Annotated in this window: 23 protein-coding genes; 16 read left to right on the plus strand and 7 right to left on the minus strand. The window is 67.5% G+C overall.

Annotation, left to right across the window (positions count from 1 at the left end; translation table 11 throughout):
* The first annotated feature begins 35 nt into the window (after window positions 1-35).
* From GR702_RS14625 to GR702_RS14650, 6 genes are all read left to right on the plus strand, one after another.
* Complete coding sequence (locus tag GR702_RS14625; protein WP_160986633.1) at window positions 36-590, plus strand: TspO/MBR family protein; 555 nt, start codon at window positions 36-38, stop codon at window positions 588-590.
* 56 nt (window positions 591-646) lie between these two features.
* Entirely contained in the window at window positions 647-901 is a 255-nt protein-coding gene (locus GR702_RS14630) for an accessory factor UbiK family protein (RefSeq protein ID WP_160986634.1), read from the plus strand.
* A 16-nt stretch (window positions 902-917) separates the two neighbouring features.
* Window positions 918-1,523, plus strand: coding sequence for a DNA repair protein RecO (gene recO, locus GR702_RS14635; protein WP_160986635.1), 606 nt, complete (start codon window positions 918-920; stop codon window positions 1,521-1,523).
* A 20-nt stretch (window positions 1,524-1,543) separates the two neighbouring features.
* Window positions 1,544-2,602 carry a 3-isopropylmalate dehydrogenase gene (gene leuB, locus GR702_RS14640; RefSeq protein ID WP_160986636.1) on the plus strand — a complete coding sequence of 353 codons (1,059 nt, stop codon included), beginning with the start codon at window positions 1,544-1,546 and terminating at the stop codon, window positions 2,600-2,602.
* A 57-nt stretch (window positions 2,603-2,659) separates the two neighbouring features.
* Window positions 2,660-3,868, plus strand: a complete 1,209-nt coding sequence (locus tag GR702_RS14645) for a glycosyltransferase (protein ID WP_160986637.1) — start codon at window positions 2,660-2,662, stop codon at window positions 3,866-3,868.
* A 170-nt stretch (window positions 3,869-4,038) separates the two neighbouring features.
* Window positions 4,039-4,524: a hypothetical protein gene (locus tag GR702_RS14650; RefSeq protein WP_160986638.1), complete on the plus strand. Its 486-nt coding sequence runs from the start codon at window positions 4,039-4,041 to the stop codon at window positions 4,522-4,524.
* A gap of 46 nt (window positions 4,525-4,570) precedes the next feature.
* Here GR702_RS14650 and GR702_RS14655 read toward each other — a convergent pair whose 3' ends face one another.
* The gene (locus tag GR702_RS14655) at window positions 4,571-5,950 is read right to left on the minus strand and encodes a phospholipid carrier-dependent glycosyltransferase (protein ID WP_337192614.1); all 1,380 of its coding nucleotides are present in this window, start codon (window positions 5,948-5,950) and stop codon (window positions 4,571-4,573) included.
* 41 nt (window positions 5,951-5,991) lie between these two features.
* Here GR702_RS14655 and GR702_RS14660 point away from each other — a divergent pair, with 41 nt between their 5' ends.
* Genes GR702_RS14660 through GR702_RS14670 form a run of 3 tightly spaced genes read left to right on the plus strand, consistent with a single transcriptional unit; the run spans window position 5,992 to window position 8,552 of the window.
* On the plus strand, window positions 5,992-7,200 hold the full coding sequence (locus tag GR702_RS14660) for a trans-sulfuration enzyme family protein (protein WP_160986639.1): 1,209 nt from the start codon (window positions 5,992-5,994) through the stop codon (window positions 7,198-7,200).
* 55 nt (window positions 7,201-7,255) lie between these two features.
* Window positions 7,256-7,654 carry a Co2+/Mg2+ efflux protein ApaG gene (gene apaG, locus GR702_RS14665; protein WP_160986640.1) on the plus strand — a complete coding sequence of 133 codons (399 nt, stop codon included), beginning with the start codon at window positions 7,256-7,258 and terminating at the stop codon, window positions 7,652-7,654.
* Between the two features lie 49 nt (window positions 7,655-7,703).
* Window positions 7,704-8,552 (plus strand): LysR family transcriptional regulator, encoded by an 849-nt coding sequence (locus GR702_RS14670; protein ID WP_160986641.1) that lies wholly within the window; start codon window positions 7,704-7,706, stop codon window positions 8,550-8,552.
* Between the two features lie 24 nt (window positions 8,553-8,576).
* On the opposite strand, the gene rlmN is transcribed toward GR702_RS14670, so the two are convergent.
* Entirely contained in the window at window positions 8,577-9,893 is a 1,317-nt protein-coding gene (gene rlmN, locus GR702_RS14675; protein WP_160986642.1) for a dual-specificity RNA methyltransferase RlmN, read from the minus strand.
* A 317-nt stretch (window positions 9,894-10,210) separates the two neighbouring features.
* Here rlmN and GR702_RS14680 point away from each other — a divergent pair, with 317 nt between their 5' ends.
* The gene (locus GR702_RS14680) at window positions 10,211-10,882 is read left to right on the plus strand and encodes an outer membrane protein (RefSeq protein ID WP_160986643.1); all 672 of its coding nucleotides are present in this window, start codon (window positions 10,211-10,213) and stop codon (window positions 10,880-10,882) included.
* Between the two features lie 75 nt (window positions 10,883-10,957).
* On the opposite strand, the gene GR702_RS14685 is transcribed toward GR702_RS14680, so the two are convergent.
* The 3 genes from GR702_RS14685 to greB form a co-directional block, all read right to left on the minus strand.
* Window positions 10,958-11,455 (minus strand): hypothetical protein, encoded by a 498-nt coding sequence (locus GR702_RS14685; RefSeq protein ID WP_160986644.1) that lies wholly within the window; start codon window positions 11,453-11,455, stop codon window positions 10,958-10,960.
* The gene (locus tag GR702_RS14690) at window positions 11,452-12,315 is read right to left on the minus strand and encodes a TSUP family transporter (protein WP_237449722.1); all 864 of its coding nucleotides are present in this window, start codon (window positions 12,313-12,315) and stop codon (window positions 11,452-11,454) included. The genes GR702_RS14685 and GR702_RS14690 overlap by 4 nt, the downstream gene beginning before the upstream one ends.
* A 70-nt stretch (window positions 12,316-12,385) precedes the next feature.
* On the minus strand, window positions 12,386-12,871 hold the full coding sequence (greB, locus tag GR702_RS14695) for a transcription elongation factor GreB (protein WP_160986645.1): 486 nt from the start codon (window positions 12,869-12,871) through the stop codon (window positions 12,386-12,388).
* Window positions 12,872-12,998: 127 nt separating this feature from the next.
* On the opposite strand from greB, the gene GR702_RS14700 reads away from it, so the two are divergent.
* Complete coding sequence (locus tag GR702_RS14700; protein ID WP_160986646.1) at window positions 12,999-14,387, plus strand: glycoside hydrolase family 27 protein; 1,389 nt, start codon at window positions 12,999-13,001, stop codon at window positions 14,385-14,387.
* Window positions 14,388-14,454: 67 nt separating this feature from the next.
* On the opposite strand, the gene GR702_RS14705 is transcribed toward GR702_RS14700, so the two are convergent.
* The gene (locus GR702_RS14705) at window positions 14,455-16,440 is read right to left on the minus strand and encodes a lytic transglycosylase domain-containing protein (protein WP_160986647.1); all 1,986 of its coding nucleotides are present in this window, start codon (window positions 16,438-16,440) and stop codon (window positions 14,455-14,457) included.
* A gap of 99 nt (window positions 16,441-16,539) precedes the next feature.
* Here GR702_RS14705 and dapA point away from each other — a divergent pair, with 99 nt between their 5' ends.
* A complete protein-coding gene (gene dapA, locus GR702_RS14710; protein WP_160986648.1) occupies window positions 16,540-17,421 on the plus strand; it encodes a 4-hydroxy-tetrahydrodipicolinate synthase in 882 nt (293 codons plus the stop codon).
* A gap of 906 nt (window positions 17,422-18,327) precedes the next feature.
* Window positions 18,328-19,071: a hypothetical protein gene (locus tag GR702_RS14715; RefSeq protein WP_160986649.1), complete on the plus strand. Its 744-nt coding sequence runs from the start codon at window positions 18,328-18,330 to the stop codon at window positions 19,069-19,071.
* An 84-nt stretch (window positions 19,072-19,155) separates the two neighbouring features.
* On the opposite strand, the gene GR702_RS14720 is transcribed toward GR702_RS14715, so the two are convergent.
* Entirely contained in the window at window positions 19,156-21,123 is a 1,968-nt protein-coding gene (locus GR702_RS14720; protein ID WP_202408285.1) for a prolyl oligopeptidase family serine peptidase, read from the minus strand.
* A 274-nt stretch (window positions 21,124-21,397) separates the two neighbouring features.
* On the opposite strand from GR702_RS14720, the gene smpB reads away from it, so the two are divergent.
* The 3 genes from smpB to GR702_RS14735 are packed head-to-tail and all read left to right on the plus strand — an operon-like array spanning window position 21,398 to window position 24,919.
* On the plus strand, window positions 21,398-21,880 hold the full coding sequence (gene smpB, locus GR702_RS14725; protein WP_160986650.1) for an SsrA-binding protein SmpB: 483 nt from the start codon (window positions 21,398-21,400) through the stop codon (window positions 21,878-21,880).
* A gap of 16 nt (window positions 21,881-21,896) precedes the next feature.
* A complete protein-coding gene (locus GR702_RS14730; RefSeq protein ID WP_160986697.1) occupies window positions 21,897-22,469 on the plus strand; it encodes a DUF2062 domain-containing protein in 573 nt (190 codons plus the stop codon).
* On the plus strand, window positions 22,466-24,919 hold the full coding sequence (locus tag GR702_RS14735; RefSeq protein WP_160986651.1) for an ATP-binding protein: 2,454 nt from the start codon (window positions 22,466-22,468) through the stop codon (window positions 24,917-24,919). Before GR702_RS14730 ends, GR702_RS14735 begins: the two co-directional genes overlap by 4 nt.
* Window positions 24,920-24,998 lie beyond the last annotated feature (79 nt).

Consider the following 24,998-nt stretch of genomic DNA (forward strand, 5'->3'; position numbering starts at 1 on the left):
GCTGGCCACCTGCTGATTCGGAGAATGTCGCGCCCATGAACCTGCTAGCCTCGTCGGGCCAGTTGCGTGCCGGTTTCATGCGGTGGCTGCTCGTTTGCGTTCCCCTCATCGTCCTGCTGGGTTTCCTGTCGGGCAGGACGGCGCAAAGCGGGCCGGAAAATCCCTGGTTCGCCGAACTGGTGAAGCCTGCCGCCTATCCGCCGCCCGCCACCTTCGGGATCGTCTGGACGCTGCTCTACATCATGCTCGGCGTGGCTCTCGCGCTCGTCCTGGCCGCTCGGGGCGCGCGGGGGCGGGGGCTTGCGGTAGGCACGTTCGCCGTGCAGTTCGCGCTCAATCTGGCATGGTCGCCGCTCTTCTTCGGCGCCCACCTCATGTCGGTGGCGCTGGTCGTCATCGTGGCGATGCTGCTGGCGGCGAGCGCCACGACGGTGCTGTTCTGGCGGATCCGGCCGATGGCGGGGGCTCTGCTGCTGCCGTACCTCGTGTGGCTGGCGTTTGCCGCCTATCTCAACTTCGCGTTCCTGAGCGCCAATCCCGGGATGGACGGCGTGCAGCGCTCGGGCGCGGTGGAGCGCTTCGAGATCTGACCCTCCTTTGCGGAACCCTCTTGCGCGGATCGCGCGGGAGTTCCATCTAGGATGCCATGCAAAGCGAAAACCCCTTCGTCGCCGATTTCGTAAAGTTGATGAACAGTGCCGCCGGCACGCTGGCGGGCGTTGGCCGCGAAGCGCGTGAAAACGCGCGCGAACGCTTCAAGGAGTTCATGGGCGACATGGACTTCGTCAGCCGCGAGGAATTCGACGCGGTGAAGGAACTGGCGGCCACCGCCCGCGCCGAGGTGGAGACGCTGAAGGCTCGTCTGGACGCGCTCGAAGCGAAGCAGAACACCTCCATCTGATCCCTGCCGGGCGGCGATGCACTTCCGCGCGCCCGCCCTTGTCTGCGCTTCCCTTGCGCATGGGGAAAGCGCCGCAATCGCCCGGCTGCTGACGGCCGAGCACGGGCTCGTTGGTGCTTACGTGGCCGGAGGGCGCGGCCGGCAGCTACGGCCGGTGCTGATCCCGGGCAACACGCTCGACGCCGAAGTCCGCTCCCGGTCCGAGAGCCAGCTCCCTTTTGCCCGCGTGGAGCTTGCCAAGAGCCGCGCGCCCTGGCTGGCCGAGCCGCTTCCGGCCGCCGCCATCGGCTGGGTGACTGCGCTTTCCGCTGCCGTCCTGCCCGAGCGCCAGCCCTTTCCCGCGCTCTACGATGCGCTCGAGGGCGTGCTCGAGGCGATCTGCGTGGCGCCTTCCGCCCGGGGGTGGGCTCTGGGTCTCGTGCGCTACGAAGTCCTGCTGCTGCGCGAACTGGGCTACGGCGTCGCGGTGAAGCGCCCGGCAAGCGACGACTGGGAAGCGCTGCTCGACGTGTTCGATCGGGTTGGGCGCGAATTGGCCCGCTACCCGCTTGCCGATCGCCGTAGAGACGTTATGGCGTCGCGCACCTTGCTGCGCGAGCGGCTCGGAAGGATCGGAAGCTAGCTGGAAGGGCGGGAAAACGCATGCGCATCGCGGTATTTGCTGGAGACGGTATCGGTCCCGAAGTCACCGAGCAGGCGGTGCGCGTGCTGCAGGCGCTGGAGATCAACGGGCTGGAGCTGGTCGAGGGCGATGTCGGCGGTGCGGCCTATCGCAAGCACGGCCATCCGCTTCCCGCGCAGACGCTGGAGATCGCGCGGTCTGCAGATGCCATCCTGTTCGGTGCCGTGGGCGACTTCTCGCTCGACCATCTCGAGCGCGCCCTGCGCCCTGAACAGGCCGTTCTCGGGCTGCGCAAGGAACTCGGCCTGTTCGCCAACCTGCGTCCCGCAACCGTGTTCAAGGGGCTGGAGGATCTCTCCACCCTTCGCCCGGAAGTCGCGGGAAAGATCGACCTGCTGATCGTGCGCGAGCTCAATGGCGATGTGTACTTCGGCGAGAAGGGCACCCGCACGCTGGAGGACGGTCGGCGCCAGGGATGGGACATGATGTCCTACGCGGAGGACGAGGTGCGGCGCATCGCCCACGCCGGTTTCAAGGCGGCGCAGGGCCGCCGGGGCAAGCTGTGCTCGGTCGACAAGGCGAACGTGCTCGAGACCTCGCAGTTGTGGCGCGATGTGGTGATCGAGGTTTCGGCGCAGTATCCCGATGTGCAACTGACGCACATGTACGTCGACAACGCGGCGATGCAGCTGGTGAAGAACCCGGGCGCCTTCGACGTGATCGTCACCGGCAACCTGTTCGGCGACATCCTCTCGGACCAGGCCAGCATGTGCGTGGGCTCGATCGGCCTTCTGGCGTCTGCAAGCCTTGCCGAGACGGACGGGGCGCAAGGCGCTTTCGGCCTCTACGAGCCTATCCACGGCTCCGCCCCGGACATCGCGGGCAAGGGCCTTGCGAACCCGATGGCGACGATCCTCTCGGCCGCCATGCTGCTGCGCCACTCCTGCGGCATGGAAGCCGAGGCTGCGCGGATCGAGGCGGCCGTCGCTGCGGCGCTGGCCGACGGGGTCAAGGGCGGCGACCTTGGCGGTTCGGCCGGCACGAAGGAAATCGGTGACGCCGTCATCGCACGGCTGTAAGAGTTGCGCCGATACGCAATAATCGTTTCTTGATATTTACCACTTAGTTCAGGGCGCATGAACATCACCACTACCGATCTCGGGCAGGCGGCACAAGCCGGGGCAAGGGCTGCTTCGCCAACTGTGCTGGCGGGGACAAGGCCGCTCGAGCTGGCGGTAGTCCTGCCGACCTACAACGAGCGCAAGAACATCGCGACGATGGTCGAGCGACTCGACAAGGCCTTGGCCGGCATTGCCTGGGAAGCGATCTACGTCGACGACAACAGCCCCGACGGGACTTCCGACGAGGCCCGCCGCCTGTCGCTGCTGGATCCGCGGGTGCGCTGCATCCAGCGCATCGGCCGCCGCGGCCTGGCGAGCGCTGCGATCGAGGGCATGTGCTCCACCGCCGCGCCCGTGGTCGCGGTCATGGACGCCGATCACCAGCACGATCCCGAACTATTGCCCGGAATGCTCGCGGCGATCACCTCGGGGGAATACGACCTCGCCTATGCCTCGCGCTTCGCTGAAGGGGCCAGCACCGAGGCTTGGGGACGTCCCGATCGCGTGAAGGCCTCGGGCTTTGCCAACCGCATCGCCAACAAGGTGACGGGGGTGGAGCTGACCGACCCGATGAGCGGCTTCTTCATGCTGCGCACCCAGACCCTTCGCGCCGACGCGCATCGCCTCTCGGGCGTGGGCTTCAAGATCCTGCTCGACATCCTGGCGACGGTGGACACCCCGCTGCGCGTCAAGGAATTCCCCCTGAACTTCGCCGCCCGCGCGGAAGGCGAAAGCAAGCTGGACCAGACCGTAGTGTTCGAATTCCTCGTTGGTCTTTATGACAAGTGGCTTGGCCGGATCATCCCCACCCGCTTCGCGCTGTTCGGCACCGTGGGCGCCATGGGCGTGGTGGTGCAGCTTGCGGTGCTGTGGGTGATGCTTCACCTCGTCTTCGGCGAGCGCTTTGTCTACGGCAACTGGTCGGAAAGCATGACCTTCAACATATCGAACACGATCGCGGCGGTCGTGGCGATGACGTTCAACTTCGTGCTCAACAACGAGCTGACCTATTCCGACAAGCGCCTGCGTGGCTTCGGCCCGCTGATGCGGGGATGGGCACAGTTCGCGCTGACCTGCTCGCTGGGCCTGCTGACCAATATCGGCTCTGCCGCAGTGCTCAAGACCATCGGCTTCCATGACGTGCTGGCGGTCGTCGTGGGCGTGCTGCTCGCCTCGGTGTTCAACTTCGCGCTCTCGTCGAAGTTCGTATGGGGCAAGTACTGAGTCGTTGTCGCTTCCCGCTCGTGCGGGAAGCGAAGAACCGTTTCAGGACGGCGTAATCAAGTAAAAGTTCTGTTACCTGTCGGCGAACGCAAGTTGTTTGTCGGAATCCCTTTGTCGTAGCCGCTGCAATGGTCTTTTCGCCCGCGATCGAAATTTGCGGGAGAACTTGCATGATCTATCACGTGTCCATCGACGCGCGCGATCCGCGCCACGTCGCCGAAGTCCTGGCTGAGCTGATGGGAGGGCATGCGACGCCGTTCCCGCCCATCGCCGAGGGGAGCTGGCTCGCTCACGCGGGCGATGATCGCAACACCATGGTCGAGGTCTACCCTCGCGGCACGCAGCTGGTCGAGGCGACAGGGGACGCCGATGCGCTGGGCGTTCCGGGCGAGGGCGGGCTTTCCGCCACCCACTTCGCCATGGCCACTCGCCGCTCCCAGGCGGAGATATTCGCGATCGCCACGCGCGAGGGCTGGCCCGCGAAGTACCGCAAGCGCGGCGGCGCGTTCGGCGTCGTCGAGCTGTGGATCGAGGGCAACCGCATGGTCGAGGTGCTGACCGAGCAGATGCAGCGCGAGTATCTCGATACGATGCGCCTCGATGCCTGGCAGGCGATGCTGGCGCAAGGCGGGGATGGGCAGCGGGTCGCGGCGTGAAGCGTCAAGGGCGGGCCGGCTTGCCGCTCCGCCCGCCGCTTACCGCTCACCGCCAGCTCGGCAGCCACATCCAGAAGTTGTAGGCGCTCTTGAACGGCAGCGGCCAGCCCGAGATGATTGGGTAGAACACCGCGAACATCACGAGCGAGAGCGCGAACACGCCGGTTCCAAGCCAGCGCCAGCGGTCCCGCCGCTCCAGCAGGGCATCGATGCCAAGGGCGAGCAGGCCCATGAGGAAGGCGCCTGGAAGCAGGTAGTGATAGTAGAACTGCACCGGTTTGCCGTTGACGATCCACATGCCCAGCGTCGCGGCATAGAGGACCAGGAACGCCAGCGCGTCCGTGCGCCGCCTGAACATTGCCACCCACAGGCCCCATACGAGTGCGAAGAGCCCCGCGATCATCGAGACCGGGTTGCCGAGCATCACGATGCCGCGCTGCGCCCCGTCGACATTCTCGAACAGGAACCAGATGCCCCGCCAGTCGGCCATCCACTGGTACCAGTGAGTGCGGTAGGGGTGGGGCTTCCTGACGCTGTCCTGCAGGCGGATCATCAGTTCGTGCTGCTCGATCACGCCCCAAGGCGACACCGCGTGGTGCGGGTAGAACATGGCGGGCAGATACGTCGCCCAGTAGATGGCCAGCGGGAACAGTCCGAGCCAGAAGGTTGCCTCCGTCAGCGTCACGCCCCTGATCGTTCCGGCGTTGCGCCTGCCGATGCGCAGCGGACCGGTTTCGCGGAGGCGCAGGACGAGGAACGCGAGGCCGGGCATCATCAGCGCCGGCGCGCCGCTCCACTTCGCGCCGAGCGACAGGCCGAGTGCAAGCCCGCTGGCTACCAGATGCCAGCGCGCCGTGCCGGTGCTTCCTGCCCGCAGTGCAGCGGCGAACTGCCACAGTCCCGTCATGCACAGCCCCGCCGAGATCATGTCGAGCATGGAGATGCGGCTCTGCACGAACCACATGAAGTTGGTGGCGAGCAGGGCCGTCGCGAGCAGGGTGGCGCGGCGGCGCTGGGTCAGGTGCCATGTCAGGCGCGCGAAGGCGAACAGCCCGAACCCGCCGAACAGCGCGGGCCCAAGCCGCCAGGCCAGCGGGCGGTCTCCCAGAAGGTGGATGAGCGCTGCGATGACTTCCTTGCCGAACAGCGGATGTTCGCGGTTCGCCGGGATCAGTTCCAGCAGCTTGAGCGCCGCGGGCACGTAGTGGATCTCGTCGAAGTAGTAGCGCGTGGGAACGCCGATGCGCCACAGCACCACTGCTTCGAAGGCGAGCGCCATGAGCAGGCACCAGCCGAGCGGATCGCGGTTTTGTCTGGCGGGTCTGGGCATCGGACGGGCGGGATAAGGGGGATCGGCGGTTTCGGCAAGCGCCTGGCCGGGCCCCGCCTCCCGCCCGCTTGAGAGCCAATCCGCCTGCGCCGCCACCCGCTTGCGCTCGGCCGCGTGCGCCCGTAGGAGCGGAGGCCATGAAACGCACGACCGGACAGGACCGCACCAAGACCCGCAACTGGCGCCCGGCCACCCGCGCGATTCGCGGTGGCACCTGGCGTTCGGAAATGGGAGAGACCAGCGAGGCGCTGTTCCTCACCTCGGGCTTTTCCTACGACGATGCCGCCACCGTCGCCGCCCGCTTCATGGGCGAGGAGGAGGGCATGACCTACTCGCGCCTGCAGAACCCCACCGTGGCGATGCTGGAGGAGCGGATCGCACTGCTCGAGGGCGCGGAGGCGTGCCGCACCCAGGCGTCCGGTATGGCGGCGATGACGGCCGCTCTGCTCTGCCAGCTTTCGGCGGGCGACCATATGGTGACCGCGCGGGCCGCGTTTGGTTCGTGCCGCTGGCTGGGCGATCACCTGCTGCCCCGCTTCGGGGTCGAGGTGACCGTGGTCGATGCCGGTGACCTTGCGCAATGGGAAGCGGCGGTGCGGCCCAACACCAAGGTCTTCTTCTTCGAGACGCCCGCGAACCCGACGATGGACATCGCGGATCTGGCCGGGGTTGCCGCGATCGCGAGGGCGCATGGCATCACCACGGTGGTCGACAATGCGTTCTGCAGCCCCGCGCTGCAGCGCCCGATGGAGTTCGGGATCGACGTGGTGGCCTATTCCGCCACCAAGCTGATGGACGGGCAGGGCCGCGTGCTTGCGGGCGCCGTCTGCGGCTCGGCGGAGTTCATCAACGACAAGCTGATGCCTTTCCAGCGCAACACCGGACCCAACCTTTCGCCGTTCAACGCCTGGGTCGTGCTCAAGGGTCTGGAGACGCTGGACCTGCGTGCAAAAAAGCAGAGCGAGAATGCGCTCAAGGTGGGCCAGTTCGTCGCCGGGCGCGTGCCCCGGATACTGCACCCCTGGCTCGACAGCCATCCGCAGCAGGCGCTGGCGATGAAGCAGATGGACGCCTGCGGGCCGATCTTCAGCTTCGTGCTCGATGGCGGCCGTGCACAGGCGCACGCGCTGCTCGACGCGCTTGAGTTGATCGACATCTCGAACAACATTGGGGATTCGCGGTCGCTGATGTGTCATCCGGCCTCCAGCACGCACCACAACATGGGACCCGAGGCGCGCGAGGCCATGGGCATCGGCGAGGGCATGCTGCGCATCAACATCGGCCTCGAGGATGCCGACGACCTGATCGAGGACTTCGACCAGGCGCTCCGAAAAGTGGGGCTGTAACGCGCGCGCTCAACGGGTTGTGGCCTGGCGCAATCGTCGTTAGGCTGCGTTCGTCATGAAGGAACTGTTCCAGCATACAGCCATCACCGACGGCCTGACCGTGCGCGTCGCCGTCAATTTCCTGCCCGAGCAGTCGCGCATCGAAGCGGGCAAGTGGTTCTGGGTCTACCACATCCGGATCGAGAACGAGACCGGAGAGACGCTGCAACTGATGACCCGGCACTGGCGCATCACCGATGCACGGGGCCATGTGGAAGTGATCGAGGGCGAAGGCGTGGTGGGCGAGCAGCCGGTGATCGCCCATGGCCGCAGCCACGACTATGTGTCGGGCTGCCCGCTTTCCACGCCCCAGGGCTCGATGGAAGGGCACTATACCTTCGCCCGGGCGGACGGGCGCGAGTTCACCGCGCTCATTCCCTTCTTCCCGCTCGCCGCGCCCGCCACGGCAGGCTGAGCTGCGCCACCGGGTTGCCCGTGCGGTCCGCTGCGCATAGGGAAGCGGCATGAAGCGCACGCACCTGCCTCTCAACGCCCTTCGCGTCTTCGACGCCGCCGCCCGGCACCTTTCGTTCACCCGCGCGGCCGACGAGCTGGCGGTGACCCCGGCGGCCGTGGGCCAGCAGATCCGTGCGCTCGAGGACCTTCTGGGCGTGGTCCTGTTCCGCCGCACCAGCAAGGGCCTCGAACTGACCGAAGAGGCAGGCACCGGGCTTGCCGCGCTGCGTACCGGGTTCCTCCACTTCGAGGAAGCGGTGCAGGCGATGCAGGCAGGCCAGTCCAGCCACGTCTACACCATCGCTGCCCCGCGTGAGTTCTTCGCCGCCTGGCTGGCGCCGCGCCTCGCGGCTTTCCGCGCCGCCAACCCGCAAGTGCAGTATGTCATCGTCGACGGGGAAATGACGGACTTCACCGAAGCCAACCTCGACCTTGCGGTGCGCTGGACCGAAGGGCCCGGTGAGCTCGAGGGTGTGGCGCTCGGCACGGCGGAATGGGTAGAGGTGGGTGCAGGAGACTGGATCGCCTGGCCCGGGGACCCCGCCCCAGCCGACCGGAACGAGCCTGCGGCTGCGGACAGCCAGGGCGGCACTGGCGCTGCAAATGCCGATGACGATGACGCCAAACCCCAGATCACCGTGGGCGACGCCGGGCAGGCGATTGCCGCCGCGCTTGCGGGGATGGGCCGGGCCCACGTGCCGGCGCTGCTGGCCGCCGGGATCGTCGGCGAAGGGCAAGGCGGCCTCGTCGGCTCGCCCATGCCCTGCCGACGAGGTTACTGGCTGGTCGCTCCGTTGCCGCAGTGGCGACAGAAGAAGGTCAGGGACCTGGTCGCGGCGCTGACGGCCCAGGCATAGCCTCGGCTCTGCTCCAACGCCCGCTCAACCGAGCGCGGCTTCCTTTTCGGCGAGCAGCCGCTCAATCTCGGCCCGGCTCTTCTTCTCGGCCGCCGTCTTGAGCTGCCCGCAGGCGGCATCTATGTCGCGGCCGCGCGGGGTGCGCACCGGGGCGGAGATCCCGGCTTCGAACACGATGTTCGAGAAGCTGCGGATCCGCTCCGGCGTCGAGCATTCGTAAGGCGCGCCGGGCCAAGGGTTGAAGGGAATGAGGTTGACCTTGGCGGGCAGGTCATACTTGCGCAGCAGGCGGACAAGCTCGCGCGCGTCCTCGTCGCTGTCGTTCTTGTCCTTGAGCATCACGTACTCGAACGTGATCCGCCGCGCGTTGCTGGCGCCGGGATAGTCGGCGCAGGCCTGCAGCAGGTCCTCGATGCCGTACTTCTTGTTGATCGGCACGATCTCGTCGCGCACGTCCTTGGTCACCGCGTGGAGCGATACGGCAAGATTGACGCCGATCTCCTGGCCGCAGCGTTCCATCTGCGGGATCACGCCGGAGGTGGAAAGCGTGATGCGCCGCTTGGACAGGGCCAGGCCGTCGCCGTCCATCACGATCCTGAGCGCGTCGCGCACATTGTCGAAATTGTAGAGCGGCTCGCCCATGCCCATCATCACGATGTTGGTGAGAAGGCGGCCATCGGCGGAGTAGGAGCCCTCGTCCTCATCCTCGTCGAGCCCCGCCATCGTGGCGAGGCGAGTGTCGCCCGCGCTCTTGGGCCATTCGCCCAGCGCGTCGCGCGCCAGCATGACCTGCCCCACGATCTCGCCCACCGTCAGGTTGCGCACGAGGCGCATGGTGCCGGTGTGACAGAAGCGGCAGTTGAGCGTGCATCCCACCTGCGAGGAGACGCAGAGCGTCCCGCGGTCGGCATCGGGGATGAACACCATTTCATAGTCGTGCGCGTCGGCGGTGCGCAGCAGCCACTTGCGGGTTCCGTCGCTCGAATGCTGGGCCTCGACGATCTCGGGACGGCCGACGACGAAGCGCTCCGCAAGCCACGGGCGCATGGTCTTGGCGATGTCGGTCATCGCTTCGAAGTCGGTGACGCCGCGATGGTAGAGCCAGTGGAACACCTGCTTGGCGCGCAGCTTGGCGGCCTTGGCGTCTAGCCCGGCGCTCTCGAACAGTTCGGCGATGCGCTTCCGGGGCAGGCCCACGAGATCGATCCGCCCGTCCTCGCGCGGGGTCACGCCGTCCACCAGCGATGGGCGCGACAGGGTCGTCGGGTCGACGTTGCCCGGGATCGGCGTAAGGCCGGCCGCGGTGGAAACCGCTGCGGTCGAGGTGTTCGTGTCTGTCATGATCGGCGGCCATATAGTGCATTCGACGCGAAAACGGAAGATGTGCGCTATCGCCGATCGCGCGCATCGCCGTTGTGCGGCCCCCCTATCGTAGAAGCGCGGCCGCACGAACCCTTTCGGAGCCCGCAGGTTCCGGCCGCATGGCGCGCAAGTTCTTCGGATTATCGCAGCAGTGTTGCTCAAAAACACCACGGTTTTCGTTGTACTACGTTCAGGAAACTTGATCATCCGCGTGCGCATTTGACCAGTCCAGGGTGGATGATCCCACCTCGTGGAAAGGCGGAAGAACCGCCGTGTCGAATGATCGGAGTACCTTTATGAAGAAGATCCTTGTCTGTCTTGCCGCCGGCACCGCAATGGCTTCGGCCATCCCCGCCATGGCACAGGACGTAGGCCCGGTTGACCCGTTCTCGGGCTTCCACGTCGAGGCGCTTGCCGGATACGACGTGACCAAGGCCGGCAGCAGTGTCGACGACGACGTCAACGAGGACAACGACCAGTCGATCGACGGGTTCGCCTATGGCGTGGGCGCGGGTTACGACTTCCGCTTCAACAACTTCGTTGTCGGGCCGGAAGCCGAAGTGACCTGGTCGACCGCCAAGACCAGCTTCGATGACGGCGACTTCGAAGGGTTCGGTCTTGGCAACGTCAAGACCAACCGCGACCTCTACGTCGGTGCGCGTCTCGGCTACGTCGTGACTCCCACGACCATGATCTACGCGAAGGGCGGCTACACGAACGCCAAGTTCGACGTGAACAACGCCAGCGGCTCCATCGAGACCAACCGCGACATCGACGCCGACGGCTGGCGGATCGGTGCCGGCGTGGAGCAGGCGATCAGCAACAACGTCTTCGCCAAGCTCGAGTACCGCTACTCCAACTACGAGGAAGGCGAGCTCGACTATCGCAACGACTTCCCGGACGGCGACCGCTTCGATCTCGACCTCGACCGTCACCAGGTGATGGCGGGCGTGGGCGTTCGCTTCTGATTTACCCGGCCTTCATGGCGGAGGGGAGGGCGGGGCCGCGAGGCTCCGCCCTTTCCATTTGCCTATCGCGCCGGATCAGCGCAGCCGTGCGCAGGCGATCAGTGCCGCGTCCATGGCCGAGGCGGCGCCCGGCAGCGCCCAGCTGTCGGCGAAGGTACGTCCTCTTGCATCGCGTGCACTGACGGTCATCGTGCGCGCCGAGCGCATGGCGGCGACGATCGCGGCATTGTCGGTGTCATTGCGCGGCCAGGCGTCCGCCTCCCCGGCCGTCAGGACAATGCGCCGGTCCGCGATGCGAAGGGTCACCGGCCTGCCGCTCGCCAGACGGCGCGAGAGCCGGAAGTGCACCTGGCTGCGCGAGGAGCGCCGGGGCCACGTGCCGATCGCGACATAGGGCTGGTAGTCGCGCGCCCTGGCGTTCGGCTCGGCCATGGCGATCGCATAGCAACGCGGGACGAGCGGGTCGCGGAACGCTCCCCATCCGCCGTAGAGCCCGAGGCTCTCGCGCGCATCGGCCGCAGCGCCGCCAAGCACCACGGCCGCAAGGAGCAGGCAGGCAAGCGGGCGGATCATCGGGCGGGCGGGGCGAGAGTGGTCGATACAATGGCCCCTGACGCGGGGCTCTGGAAGAGGGTCCAGAGCGGATTGGCGGGGTCCGACAGGAGCTTCACCGTCAGCGCGAAGGACATCACGACCAGCAGCGGGCGGACGCCCTTGCCGCCGAACCGGATGGCGAGGCGCGCGCCCAGCTGGTTGCCGACGACGTTCGCCGCAGCCATGCCCGCGCCCAGCAACCACAGCACCTTTCCGCCCGCGATCATCGCCAGCAGTCCCGCCACGTTGGTGGAAAGGTTCAGGAACTTGGTGTTGCCGATCGCCCGCACCAGGCCGAGGCCCCCCAGCGCCACCAGCGCCGTCGTCAGGAACGAGCCGGTGCCGGGCCCAAAGAACCCATCGTAGAAGCCGATCCCCGTCATCACGATGGTGAGCCCCGCGCGGCCCATCCGTGCATGGCGGTCCACCTCGCTCATCGGCGGCGCAAGGAGGAAGTAGAGGCCCATGGCGATCAGCAGCACCGGGACGAAGGCGGCCAGGAACCCGGGGTCGATGAACTGCACGGCGGTGCCGCCCGCCATGGATCCCAGGAACGCGCCGAGGGCGGGAAGCGCGAAGGCCCGCAGGTCCACCTTGCCCGCGCGATGGAAGGTCAGGAATGCCGAGCCCGTGCCGATCGTGCTCTGCAGCTTGTTGGTGGCGAGCGCCGAGACCGGCGGCACGCCGGCCGCCATCAGCGCCGGGATCGTCAGCAGCCCGCCGCCGCCCGCCATCGCATCGATCGTGCCAGCAAGCAGGGCAATGCCCATGAGAAAGGCGATCGCTTCGATGGTCAGGTGCATGAGCGGCGGATAGGCGCAAAGAGGCAGGGGGTGCAATGGCGCCGTGCCCCAGGCGCGCAATGTCCCCGTGCCGGAGGCGCGCAATGTCCCCAGTGCCGCAGTCGGGCTAGCCGGCGGGGTAAGTGATCGCCATGACTTCCCATTCCTTCTCTCCGGAAGGCAGGCGAACGGTGCGCAGGTCTCCCACCCCCGCGCCGCGCAGGGCACGGGCAATGGGGGCGCTCCAGCCGATGAGGCCACGGGCTGCATCCTGCTCGTCGTCGCCCACGATGGTGAGCGTGAGGCGCTCGTCGTCCTCGTCGGCGAGTTCCACGCTGGCGCCGAAGAAGATCCTGCCCCGTTCGGCCTGCTGCGCGGGATCGACCACGCGCAGCGCCTTCATCCGGCGGGCGAGGAAAGCGAGTTCACGGTCGATCTCGCGCATCCGCTTGCGACCATAAAGATAGTCGCCGTTTTCGGAGCGGTCTCCGTTGCCTGCCGCCCACGATACGATCTCGACGATCGCCGGGCGTTCGGTGCCGAGCAGGTGGTCGTAGCGGGCGCGCAGCGCAGCCATTCCGGAAGGGCTGATCGGGGGACCATCGGGTTTCATCGCATCGAGCCATAGAAAACGGGCGCGGCAAGGCCAAGATGGCTCGGGGCCGATCTCCCCGGTTGCGTCTGCGGCATTAGTCCGACAAGAACTGGCGGCAAGAACCTTTGGAGAGGACACGACAGTCATGGATTTTTCGCGCCGCAACGCCCTTCTCGCAACGGTGGGAGCATCGCTTGCCGGCCTAGCGCCCGGCGCGCAGGCGCAGGCGCCGTCCACCTCCTCCTCTGCGGGTTCGGCTCCCGTCGGCGCGGCCGTGCTCTCGCCCTCCAGGCTGGCCCCCCGCCCGCCGATGGGCTGGAACAGCTGGAACAGCTTTGCCGGGACCATCACCGAGGCGCAGGCGCTGGAGACGGCCGCGATCATGCGCGAGAAGCTGCTTCCCGCCGGCTACGACATCTTCACCGTAGACATTCAGTGGTACGAGCCCGAGGCCAGCAGCTACACCTACAATGCGAACCCGGTGCCCGCGCTGGATGCCCATGCCCGCCTGGTGCCGGCGCCCAATCGCTTTCCCTCGGCGCGGGGCGGCAAGGGTTTCGCTCCGCTCGCCGCCCGGATCCACGCGATGGGGATGCGCTTTGGCATTCACGTCATGCGCGGCATCTCGCGCCAGGCCGTCAAGCTGAACCTGCCGATCCTGGGCACGAGCGTGCGCGCACGCGACATCGCCGATACTTCGAGCATCTGCTCGTGGAACCCGGACATGTACGGCGTCGACATGACGAAGCCCGGCGCTCAGGAATACTACGACAGCGTGTTCCGCCTCTATGCCTCGTGGGGCGTCGATTTCATCAAGATGGACGACATGAGCCGCCCCTACGACGCGCACGAGCCCGAGATCGAGGCAGCGGCCAGGGCGATCGCGCGCTGCGGGCGGCCGATGGTGCTCAGCCTCTCACCGGGCGAGACGCCGGTCCTGCGCGGCGATCATGTGCGCCGCCATGCGCAGATGTGGCGCATCTCCGATGATTTCTGGGACGAATGGCCGCAGCTCGAGGCGCAGTTCACCCGGCTGGAGAACTGGACGCCGTTCCGCAGCGAAGGCTCGTGGCCCGATCCCGACATGCTTCCGCTCGGCCGTCTCGCGCTGGGCGAGCGCAACTCCCGCTTCACGCCGGACGAGCAGCGCACCTTGATGAGCCTGTGGTCCATCACCCGTTCGCCGCTTATCATGGGCGGTGACCTGCGCCATCTCGACGATGCGACGCTGGCGCTGCTGGTCAATCCCGAAGTTCTGGCGGTCAACCAGGCTAGCCGCGACAATCGCCCGCACTTCATCGAGGACGGGGTGAGGGTCTGGTCGGCCGCGAGCGCGGACGGCGCCTCGCGTTATCTCGCGGTGTTCAACATGGGCAAGGACCCGCGCGAGATCGCGGTGCCGCTTGCGACTGTCGGCGCAGGCGCGAAGGCAATGGTGCGCGACCTGTGGGAACGGCGCGACCTCGGGCCGGTGCAGGGCAGGCTGGTGACCCGCCTCGCCCCCCATGCGAGCGCGCTGTACCGGCTGGCCTGACGCGCCCGGAAGGAGCCTTTCCCCGCGCCCGCCCTGTAGGCCACGGCGCGGGGAATGGAACCCGATCTCAGCCTGGCTGGCGCTTGCCGGGCATGAGGCGGGTCAGCTTGTTGGCGCCGGTATAGCTGGCCCGGCCCGGGTACATCGTTTCATAGACCACGGCATTTTCCAGCACGCGCTGGACGTAGTTCTTGGTCTCGTAGATGGGGATCTGCTCCATCCAGTCGATCCAGTCGATCGCGCCGGTGCGCGGGTCGCCATTGGCGCGGATCCACTTGTTCACGTTGCCGGGCCCTGCGTTGTAGGCGGCGACCGCCAGCGGGGTGGCGCCGCCGTAATAATCCATCATCCGGCCGAAGTACCCGTCGCCAAGGCGGATGTTGTAGGCCGGATCGGTGACGAGCGCGGACTGGTCGTAGGCCAGTCCCATCTTGCCGGCCTGCTCGCGCGCGGTGCCCGGCATCAGCTGCATGAGGCCGCTCGCTCCCGCATGGCTGAGCGCGTTCTGCGCGAATTGGCTCTCCTGCCGCGCGATCGCGTGGACCATGGTCCAGTTGGTGCCGGCAGGCGTGGGGACGAGCGGGAAGGAGATCTGGCCGAACTCCTCGAAGCCGTCGGCATGGGCGCTCTGCCCCAGGATCACAGCAAGGTCGCGACGGCCGATCTGCCGGGCAAGGTCGGCGACGAGGACGTGGTCCTCGGCCGTCTGCGCCTGGTCGGCGATCTCGCGGTAGAACTGGACGCCGGTGCGCCAGTCGGCGTCGCGCGCGACGTCGCGCACCGCGCCGGTGATCGGCAGGCTGGCGAACGAGGCGCGCTGCGCGGGGCTGGGCAGCGCGGTCGGGCGCGTGTCGAGATTGGGGATCGGGCGTCCCAGCCGCTCGAGCGAAAGCTGGCCGTAGAAGTACTGCGGATACTGCGCCGCCATCTCGAAGTAGCGGTTGGCGCCTACCGTGTCGCCCGCCATCGCCAGCGCGCGGCCTGCCCAGTAGAAGCCCTTGGAGCGAGTGCCGGGCGTCTGCGCGGCGGCGCCGTAGCGGTAGAACAGGGGCGCCGCGCGCCGCGCCTCTCCCAGCGACCACAGCGCCTTGGTGCCGCCCAGCCACACGAGCGAGGTGTAGTCGTCTCGCACGCGGTATGACAGGCGGCTGACGTCGGTGCCGGGCGTGAATCCGTCGTCGATCGAGGAGGCGATGCGCACCGCGCTGCCGGCATCGGCGGCGCGCGCGGCGGTCAGGAGTTCACGCACCCAGAGTTCCTGCTCGGGCACGGGCCGGGCGAGCGGGGGACGGTTGGCCAGCAGCGACACCGCGCCGGGGGTATTGCCCGAGCGGCGCGCCTGAACCGCGCGGTTGTAGACATAGCCGGGATCGGACGAGATCTGCGCGGGCAGCGTCACTCCCAACGTCCCCGGCGCTTGCCCCTGCAGCAGGGATAGCCGCTCCATGAACTCGGCCCGGCGAGCGGCGGATACGAACGAGATCTGCCGCTCCGCCTGCGCGGTTTCGCCCTGCCAGAGCAGCGCGTCCATGCGCGCGTCGTGGTCGGCGGTGGTGAACTGGCCACGATAGAGCGAAAGCAGGGCGCTTTCGTCCACCGGGATCAGCCCGCCCTTGCGCCATGCGGCAAGGGCGTTGGTGGCCGCATCGGCGCGCCGCATCGTCGTCAGCGCCACGGCATAGCGGCCGGCCGCCTTGCTGGTGAGCGGCGCGTAGCGATCGAAGTAGGCGATGACGGAGCCGGTGTCGGGCGCCTCGGTCAGCAGGGCCTTTTCCGCATAGCCGCGGATCTTGTCCTGCTGGGGATAGCCGGGATAGCTCAGCAGGAAGCCGGAATAGGCAGCGAATCCCATGCGATCGTTGGTGGACAGCAGCTTCCAGCGGTCGATCGACTGGTGCACCGCCATGTCGTGCGACTGCATGGACTGCGCGCGGGCGGCGTCCCATTCGCGCCCGTCCTGCGACTGGGCGGAGGCGGGAGCGGCCATGGCGACTGCGAATATTGCCGGAGAAATGCTCAGCAGCAGGTGGGGGAGGCGCAACATGCTGGACATTTTGGAAAGAGGCTCCTTATCAGGCGCTGAACATGACGTTCGGGCGCGGGGGCGGTTCCCCGGTCAGGCGATCATTGAACATCACCAGAGGTAAAGTCCATGTTCTCCGGCTCCATTCCCGCGCTTGTCACACCGTTTCGCGACGGAGCGTTCGACGAGCAAGCCTTCAGGCGGCTGGTCGACTGGCAGATCGAGTCGGGATCATCGGCCCTCGTGCCCTGCGGCACCACCGGCGAGAACTCGACCCTCTCCAATGCAGAGCATCACCGCGTGATCGAGGTCTGCATCGAGCAGGCGGCCGGCCGCGTTCCCGTCATCGCGGGCTGCGGCAGCAACGATACGATGAACGCGCTGTTGCACATGACTTTCTCGAAGAAGTGCGGTGCCGCCGCCGCGCTGCTCGTCGCGCCTTACTACAACCGCCCGAGCCAGGAAGGCCTGCTCGCCCACTTCGGCTACCTTGCCGAGAACATCGACCTGCCGATCGTTCTCTACAACGTGCCGGGGCGCACGGTGACCGACCTCCTGCCCGAGACGGTGTGCGAACTGGCGCGCCGCTTCCCGGGGCGCTTCATCGGCATCAAGGATGCCAGCGGCGACCTTTCGCGCGTCACGGATCACCGGATGGGGATCGGCAAGGATTTCTGCCAGCTTTCGGGCGACGATGAACTGGCGCTGCCGTTCAACGCGGCGGGGGGCGTGGGCTGCATCTCGGTCACGGCAAACGTCGCGCCGAAGCTCTGCGCCGAGTTCCAGGCGGCCTGCGCCGCCAACGACCTGGAAGAAGCGCGCCGTCTCAACGACCTGCTCTATCCGCTCCACTACGCCATGTTCGAGGACAGCTCTCCGGGGCCGTGCAAGTATGCGCTGGCGCAGGTTCACGACTGGATCGAGAACGAACTGCGCCTGCCCCTAGTCCCGTGCGGCGAGAAGGCGCGCAAGGCGGTGGACGCTGCGCTGGTCCACGCCGGGCTGCTCTAAAAGTCTGGGGCGGCAGTGCTTTCATCGCAAGGATGGACGTGCCGGCCGCCTCTGCCTGCGTTCAGCGAGCGGTGAAAAGCAGGAGCCGCCGTCCCGCCACCGCTGCCGGGCTGAGCATCACGGACGGGCGGGAACAAGCCTATCGAGGCAGGACGACGCCCGGGCGGCAGACGGGATCGTGCTGCAGAGCTTGGAACACCATGTCGTGGTCGGCTCGACTATGACGGACAGGCGCAGACCAGCTGCCTTTGGGCTGCTAGGCAAGGGAAAGGCCCCGCCGCCGACGGACTACCGAGGTGCCGGCGGTGATGCGCAGGACCGCTCCCCTGCGCGCGGGACGGCTGTCGAAATAGGGGATCGTGTCGCCACGGGCAAGGCAGGCACGCGAATATGCCCGCTGGCGAGTGCGGGCCTTATGCCGGGGAGGATGCGCTTTGGCGTTGGTACCCTTGATGGGTATCGGGCCGGCGTTCGGGGGCGGCCCGGTTGGGGGTCGCCGAAGCGTGTGCGCCTTGCGAGCGGCTGGAAAGCACAGGAACAGTCCAGCTCGACCCTCAGCGAAAGTGGCTCGGATCCGGCACGCGGGCTCGCGATAAGGTGCCGGCTCCACAGGTCTGGGGGGAAGCGCTCTCTTATCGGGAGCCGCGCCGTTTGCCCTGGACCCTGCCGCCTCGAAGGACGGCTCGTGAACCCTTCCGGTGCGGGCACAGGTGGGCTTTCATACCCCCGGCGCCGGCCCGATGATCCGCTTGCCCTGTGTACCTCAGGGAGCGGATGCCGGAGCGTATAACCTATATGGTTCGGAAAGTCAATCATCGATGGCGGCGATTGCTATACTTACATTCCCAGGCTAGCGACTCTGCCGTGGCAGTGGCACCGCGCGCGTGCGCAAGGGGGAATAGGCAGATGTGGTCGCAGTTCAGGGCACTCGCCGCCCGCATTGGCTTGGGGAGCGATGACGTCGCGGCGGTGGAGCGCCAGAAAGGCGCTTCCCTCGTCCAGTCGCCGCGTGACCCGCTCGTCCAGCTCCGGGTCCGACCCGATCCCGACTGGACGCAGCGCATGGGCGAGGCCTGGAACCAGACGATGGCCAATAGCCGGCGCGAGGAGGCGGGCAGCATCGAACTGGCCGAAGGCCTGCTTGCGATCCTCGATGCCCACTCGCCGCAAAACGGCGTGAACGTGGGCGTTGCGCCCGGTCGATACGAGGTCGTCCTGACGGTGGCGCACCTCGGGTCTGAGAAGACATACGACTACGAGGAGCACGTCTCGCACGCCTTCCTGCTGCTGGCGGGACAAGGAAACGTCGCCATGATCGAGCCCTTCACCGACGAACACGGGGCCGAACTCTGGGTGCAAGCCCACGCCATCGCCTTCGCAGCGCCCGGCAAGGCAGAGCGGTTCGCAGGCGCTCATTCCGGGAACTGGTCACGCGAACTGGCGGACGTGTTCGGCTTGCAAGAGTCTTGTGCCAGCGGACATGCGGCCCGACTTTGTGCCCCCGACGGCGACGCGAGCGCCACTTGCGCCATCGTCGTACACGCGGGCCATGGACGGGACGAGTATCCCGTGTTCAAATTGGCCGACAGCGAAGGCAACGCGGTCGGCGCGATGATGGACTTTTTCGTCGACAACCGGCCCTGCGAATAAGGAGCGACCGCGGCTCATCAGGCAAGCTACCCGGACCCGAGCCGAGACCGCTTCCGACGCGGCGGCGGAGCCTCGCAGCCTGCCTCAGCTCGGAGGGTTGTGCTGTTGCACGAAGCGCATCGTCTCGGCCAGCATGCGCTTGCGGGTCTCCGCGCGCGAGAGCCAATGGTCTTCTCCGGGAAGAGCCACTAGTTCGTAGGGCCGCCCGGCGTCCTTCAGCGCATCGGCCATGACGAGGCTCTGGTTGTACGGCACGACCGTGTCGTCCTTGCCATGGATGAGCAGGACGGGTGCATCCGCACGGGCGGCAAGGCGCCGGGGCGAAACTTCGGCATAGCCCTTGGGATCCCCCAGTTGTTCGCGCAGGACCTTGCCGAGCATCTGTGAATTGCCGCTCTCGCGGAGGTCGGTGCGGTACATGAGGCTGAGGTCCGCAACCCCGGCGACCGAGACAGCGCAGCGATAGAGGCCCTGTTGCAGGGTGACGCCCGCGAGCGCGGCATAACCGCCGTAGCTCGCCCCCACGATGCACGCGCGCGCGGGATCGACGATCCCCCGCCTGGCGAGTTCGGCAAGGCCGTCCGAGATGTCGGACTGCATCTTGCGGCCCCACTCGCCGTCTCCGGCGTGCCGGAACGCATCGTCCCTGCCGGTGGAGCCGCGGAAGTTGGGCTGGAACACCGCATAACCGCGCGAGGCGAAGGCCTGCGCCCACCAGTCGAACCCGGGCGTGTCATGCGCGGCGGGGCCGCCGTGGGGCAGCAGGATGACCGGCAGGTTCTTCGCCTCGCGGTCGGGGGGCAGGGTCAGCACGCCATCCATCTTGAGCCCGTCGGCAGCGGTGTAGTCGATCGTGGAGATGGGGCCCACGTGCTCGGCGGTGATCGCCGGCCGCTCGTCGGCGATGATGTCGGCCCGGCGCTGTGCCACGTCCACGAGGTACCAGGTGCCGCTGTCCTTGCTGCCCGAGGTGCGCACGACGACCTTGGAGAAGTCCGGCGTCCAGTCGATCAGGTCCGTCTCGCGGCCGGCGAAGGCCTTGAAGATGCGGGACAGAGCGCTCTGGTGCGCAGGGTCGGCCATCACCGTCTCGCGCTTTTCGCCCGCACCCCGGTAGCCGATCATTGCCCCGGTGCTGCGATCGACGAAGATCCGCTCGACGCCCACGTCGTGCAGGAACGGCTTGGGCTCGCCTCCCGCGAGCGGCACCTCGAACCAGCGCTGCGCGCCGTCCTCGTCCTCGATCCCGTATATTACGCTGGTGCCGCCGCTGCCGAGGGCGACAAGGCTGACGTCGCCCGTCGGATCGACGCCGCGCGCAAGTTCGCGGCTGCCCGGCAGGGTGATCCGCCAGTCGCCGTTCGCGTCCGCGATGTCGAGCACGGCGGCCACGTTGCCGGCCGCATCGACCAGCCAGTCGCGGTGATGGCCCGCCTCCGGCGCATGCGCGACCTCGCGCGGGCGGTTCGTGCCGATGTCGACCATGTAGAGCGCGGTACGTCCATTGCGCACCTGTCCCGTGCCGAGCCGCGAGCCGGTCTTGCCGTCCGTGTCGAGGGACATGCCGCCGAAGTAGCCGATCGTGCGGCCGCCGATGGTCCGGATGCCGTAACGGCCGCGCGTGGTGGGAGCGACTTCCCGGGACTTGCCGAAGACGAGCCCGGATTCGCCGCCCGGCCGCAGTGACAGGATGGTCGTCCCCGCCAGTTCGTACTTGTTGGCCGCATAGCCATAGACCGAGACGGTGTTGCTGGTGGTGAGCAGGACCGTATCGTTGTCCGCCCACTCGATCGCGCGCACCTTGTGATCGCCCGATGCGGCGTTCATCAGCACCTGCTCTCCCTTCGAGACCAGGATGCGGCGGCCGTCCTTGCTCTGGAGGACCTGCGCGATCGACTGCCCGTCGGGAGCGACGGCGACATCCTCCACCTCGGGCAGGCTTCCATACGCATCGAGCGGAGGCGGCGGCGGGGCAGCAACAACTGCGGAAAACGGCGTCAGCAGCAGCAAGGCGCCGGTCAGGCCGGAGCGGCAGGTCGATCCAATCGTCAAAGTAATTCCCCCGAACAACTGCGTCTGTATTCCCCAGCCGGTGCGCCGCCGCAAGTCGCGTTGCCGCGATTTGGCGCGAATACGGAGTTAAATCCGTGTCATCCTCGGGGCCCGCAGGTCGGGCACGGCGGGGGCGAGCGCAGGGCGGGTGCTCCAGGCGCCCATCGGCCCTCGCCGCAATCCGACCGTCCGGCGCGGCTGCGCGATTTCACGTCCGAAAGCGGGGCATTGGGGCGTTTTCTTTTGCCGCGCATGTCCCTACATGGAAGCGACCATGGCACGCCCCCAAAACTCCGTCTTCGACAAGGCAAAGACCGTCGCCGAGAACCGCAAGGCTCGTTTCGATTACCATATCGAGGACAAGTTCGAGGCGGGAATCGCGCTGACCGGCACCGAGGTGAAGTCGCTCCGCTTCGGCGAGGGCTCGATCGTCGAATCCTTCGCCGAGATTCGCGGCGGGGAGTGCTGGCTGGTCAACGCCAACGTGCCCGAGTTCAGCCACGGCAACCGCTTCAACCACGTGCCCAAGCGCCCGCGCAAGCTGCTGCTGCACGAACGGGAGATCTCCCGCCTGCAGGGCGCGGTGGAGCGCAAGGGCATGACGCTGGTTCCGCTTTCGATCTATTTCAACAGCCGCGGCCGCGCCAAGGTGGAACTGGCACTGGCCAAGGGCAAGAACGCGGCCGACAAGCGCCAGACCATCAAGGACCGCGACTGGAAGCGCGACCAGGCCCGCATCATGCGCGATCACGGGTGAGCGGCGCGTGAGCACGATGCTGTCGCGCCTGTCCTCCTGGCTGCACCGCCAGATGCCCACGCACGAGCAGCTCGAGGCGAATCGCTTCACCGCGCCTCTCGCAAGGCGGCAGGAACTGTTCCGCTTCACCCGCCGCTCGGTTCCGCGCGGAGTAGCCGTGGGCCTGCTGGTGGGCATCTTCGCGCTGATCCCGGGCATCCAGATCGTCGGCGCCGCGCTGATGTGCGTGCCTTTCCGGGGCAACATCCCGGTGGCGGCGGCAATGACCTTCCTGTCCAATCCCGGGACGACGCCGTTCATCCTGGCCGCCTCGCTGTGGCTGGGCAATCAGCTGGGCTATCACGCCGACCTGTCCACCTTCTACGCCCTTTACGAAAGCGGCGCAGGTGTGGGGGAGTGGGCGGGCTGGCTGCTGTCGGATGCCGCGCCCGCGCTGATCATCGGCCTTTTCGTGATCTCCGTCGTCTGCGCCGCGCTAGGATACCTGCTGTCGATGTGGTTCTGGCGCTGGTGGATCGGGCGCAAGCATCGCGCGCGCCGCGTCCGGCCCGTGCGGGCCGATGCGCAGACGCCGGACAGCGCCCCATGAAGGCGGCGACGGGCCGGGCGGAAGGGCTGTCCCGCGCGGGGTCCGACCTGACGGTGGTGGGCGGAGCGCTGCTGGCAAGCGCGCTGCTGGTCTGGCTGGTCTCGGGCGATGCCGTGCTCATGGCGGTGTTCGTGGCGGTCATGCTCGCAGTAGGCGCGGTGGCCTATGTTCTGGCCGGTCGGCGCGCGCCTGCTGCGGAAACCGATTTCGCGCAGCCTGACTGGTCCGTCACTGTCGCTGCGATCGACCGGACCGACATGGCCGTCGCGGTGACCGACCGCGCCGGGCGGATGACCTGCGCGAACGCGTGCTTCGAAAGCTGGTTCGGCGCCGGTGCGGCACCGCCGAGCCTGCCGGTCGCCCACCCCTCGCTCGAGCGGCTGGCCGACGCCACGCGCCGGGCTTGGCGCGACGGCCACGGCACTGCCGAGATCCTCGATGAGGAAGGGCATCACTGGCGCGCCGACGTACGCCGCGCCGGCCGAGGCGACGATTTCCTCGTCTGGCGAATCTCCTCGATGGATGCGGCGGATCCGGTGGCGGAGCTTGTGGTCCAGCTCGACGGCAAGATGGGGCGCGCACTTGCGAAGGCCGGCATTGCCGCGGCGCTGGTCGATCCGGACGGCTCGATCCGCGCCGCCAGTGCGGGCTTTGCGGCGCGCGCAACGGGCGATCCGGCCACCGACATGACCGGGGCCGACTTCGTCGCGCTGCTCAGCCAGGAAGAGGGCGAGCGCATCGGCTGGGCTCGCGATGCCGGGCGCGGCGGCGCGCTCGTGCTCTATCACGTCCCCGTTGCCGATCCGGACGCTGCGGGCGAGCCGGATCCGGCGATCACGCCTTCGCTCATGATGGTGGTCGAAGCGGGGCAGGGCATTGGCGCCAGCGGGTGCGGCGCGGGTTCCGCGCCCCATCTCGAGGCGCTGCTCAGCCAGCTGCCGCTCGGGCTCGCCATGACCGACCGCGACGGAAGGCTGCTGTTCGCCAATCCCGCCTTCATGCGGGCGGCCGGGCACGAAGGCCACGGGCCGCCGACCTACCCAACCGATCTCGTCGTGAAGGAGGACAAGCGCGCCTTGTCCGAAGCCATACGCCGGTTCGCGCAAGGGCCCACCGCTGCGGGCGACCTAGCGGTCCGCCTCTCCGCCCAGCCCGATGATCCGGTTTCGCTCAGCCTCGCGGGCGTACGGGGCCTTGGCGAGGCGGCCGTGCTGCTCGGCCTCACCGACACGTCCGAGGAGATCCGCCTCAAGCGCCAGGTGGCGCAGGCCACCAAGATGCAGGCGGTGGGCCAGCTCGCAGGCGGCGTCGCGCACGATTTCAACAATGTCCTGACCGCAATCCTCGGCACCTGCGACCTCATGCTGATGCGCCATACGCCGGGCGATTCGGACTATGACGACATCCAGCAGATCCGCGCCAACTCCAACCGCGCTGCCTCGCTGACGCGCCAGCTCCTCGCCTTTTCGCGCCAGCAGACGCTGCGGCCCGAAGTGATCCAGCTGCCTGATGTGGTGGCCGACGTCTCGCAGATGCTGCGCCGCCTCATCGGCGAAAAAATCCAGCTCGTCGTCAGCCACGATCGCGACCTTGGCCCTGTCCGCGCCGATCCGACGCAGCTCGAGCAGGTGATCGTCAACCTCGCCGTCAATGCGCGTGACGCCATGCAGGGCCGGGGCGACGGTGCGGGCCGGCTGGTGCTGGCCACGCGCAAGATCACCACGACCGACGTGCGTGCTATGCGCAGCGAGATTATCCCGGCGGGCGAATATACGGCGCTCATTGTCGAGGATACCGGCGGGGGCATCCCGCCCGAGATCCTGGGCAAGATCTTCGAGCCGTTCTTCACCACCAAGGAACAGGGCAAGGGCACGGGGCTCGGCCTTTCCACCGTGTACGGCATCGTCAAGCAGTCTGGCGGGTTCATCTTCGCCGAGAGCGAGGCGGGCAAGGGCACGCGCTTCACCGTCTACCTGCCGGTACACCATGTCGCTCCCGGCTCGGCGCCCGAGATCGCGCCGACCAAGGCCGAGCCTGCGCCAAGCCAGTGGGCGGGGGGCGGCTCGATCCTGCTGGTGGAGGACGAAGACCCGGTCCGCGTCGTCGCGGAACGCGCGCTGACCCGGCAGGGCTATCAGGTAACCTGCGCGCGCGACGGAGAGGAGGGCCTCGAGCTGGTGCAGGAAGGGGGCAGGTTCGATCTCGTCGTCTCCGATGTGGTCATGCCGACGCTCGACGGACCGGCCATGGCGCGCGAGATCCGCCGCTTCGCGCCCGACCTGCCGGTGCTGTTTATGTCGGGCTACGCCGAGGAGCAGCTGCGCCGTCAGATCGGCATCACCAACGCCTGGTTCATGCCCAAACCGTTCTCGGTGCAGCAGCTGTCAGAAAAAGTGGGGGAAGTTCTCTCCCGCATGGCCCAGGGCGATTCGGGCAGCGACCGGCGTTAAAAAACGGAAATCTGCTGAAGTTCCCCTCTTGTTCTCGTGGAACAAAGGTCGTACATGACGTGCGTTGACGTTGACCTTT

This window comes from Novosphingobium silvae, from assembly GCF_009856825.1.
Lineage (GTDB): Bacteria > Pseudomonadota > Alphaproteobacteria > Sphingomonadales > Sphingomonadaceae > Novosphingobium > Novosphingobium silvae.

Excerpts from the sequence above, each read along its gene's own strand:
- GR702_RS14625 (WP_160986633.1), top strand. The coding sequence starts at position 36 with ATGAACCTGCTAGCCTCGTCGGGCCAGTTGCGTGCCGGTTTCATGCGG.
- GR702_RS14630 (WP_160986634.1), top strand. The coding sequence starts at position 647 with ATGCAAAGCGAAAACCCCTTCGTCGCCGATTTCGTAAAGTTGATGAAC.
- recO (WP_160986635.1), top strand. The coding sequence starts at position 918 with ATGCACTTCCGCGCGCCCGCCCTTGTCTGCGCTTCCCTTGCGCATGGG.
- leuB (WP_160986636.1), top strand. The coding sequence starts at position 1,544 with ATGCGCATCGCGGTATTTGCTGGAGACGGTATCGGTCCCGAAGTCACC.
- GR702_RS14645 (WP_160986637.1), top strand. The coding sequence starts at position 2,660 with ATGAACATCACCACTACCGATCTCGGGCAGGCGGCACAAGCCGGGGCA.
- GR702_RS14650 (WP_160986638.1), top strand. The coding sequence starts at position 4,039 with ATGATCTATCACGTGTCCATCGACGCGCGCGATCCGCGCCACGTCGCC.
- GR702_RS14660 (WP_160986639.1), top strand. The coding sequence starts at position 5,992 with ATGAAACGCACGACCGGACAGGACCGCACCAAGACCCGCAACTGGCGC.
- apaG (WP_160986640.1), top strand. The coding sequence starts at position 7,256 with ATGAAGGAACTGTTCCAGCATACAGCCATCACCGACGGCCTGACCGTG.
- GR702_RS14670 (WP_160986641.1), top strand. The coding sequence starts at position 7,704 with ATGAAGCGCACGCACCTGCCTCTCAACGCCCTTCGCGTCTTCGACGCC.
- rlmN (WP_160986642.1), bottom strand. The coding sequence starts at position 9,893 with ATGACAGACACGAACACCTCGACCGCAGCGGTTTCCACCGCGGCCGGC.
- GR702_RS14680 (WP_160986643.1), top strand. The coding sequence starts at position 10,211 with ATGAAGAAGATCCTTGTCTGTCTTGCCGCCGGCACCGCAATGGCTTCG.
- GR702_RS14685 (WP_160986644.1), bottom strand. The coding sequence starts at position 11,455 with ATGATCCGCCCGCTTGCCTGCCTGCTCCTTGCGGCCGTGGTGCTTGGC.
- greB (WP_160986645.1), bottom strand. The coding sequence starts at position 12,871 with ATGAAACCCGATGGTCCCCCGATCAGCCCTTCCGGAATGGCTGCGCTG.
- GR702_RS14700 (WP_160986646.1), top strand. The coding sequence starts at position 12,999 with ATGGATTTTTCGCGCCGCAACGCCCTTCTCGCAACGGTGGGAGCATCG.
- GR702_RS14705 (WP_160986647.1), bottom strand. The coding sequence starts at position 16,440 with ATGTCCAGCATGTTGCGCCTCCCCCACCTGCTGCTGAGCATTTCTCCG.
- dapA (WP_160986648.1), top strand. The coding sequence starts at position 16,540 with ATGTTCTCCGGCTCCATTCCCGCGCTTGTCACACCGTTTCGCGACGGA.
- GR702_RS14715 (WP_160986649.1), top strand. The coding sequence starts at position 18,328 with ATGTGGTCGCAGTTCAGGGCACTCGCCGCCCGCATTGGCTTGGGGAGC.
- smpB (WP_160986650.1), top strand. The coding sequence starts at position 21,398 with ATGGCACGCCCCCAAAACTCCGTCTTCGACAAGGCAAAGACCGTCGCC.
- GR702_RS14730 (WP_160986697.1), top strand. The coding sequence starts at position 21,897 with ATGCTGTCGCGCCTGTCCTCCTGGCTGCACCGCCAGATGCCCACGCAC.
- GR702_RS14735 (WP_160986651.1), top strand. The coding sequence starts at position 22,466 with ATGAAGGCGGCGACGGGCCGGGCGGAAGGGCTGTCCCGCGCGGGGTCC.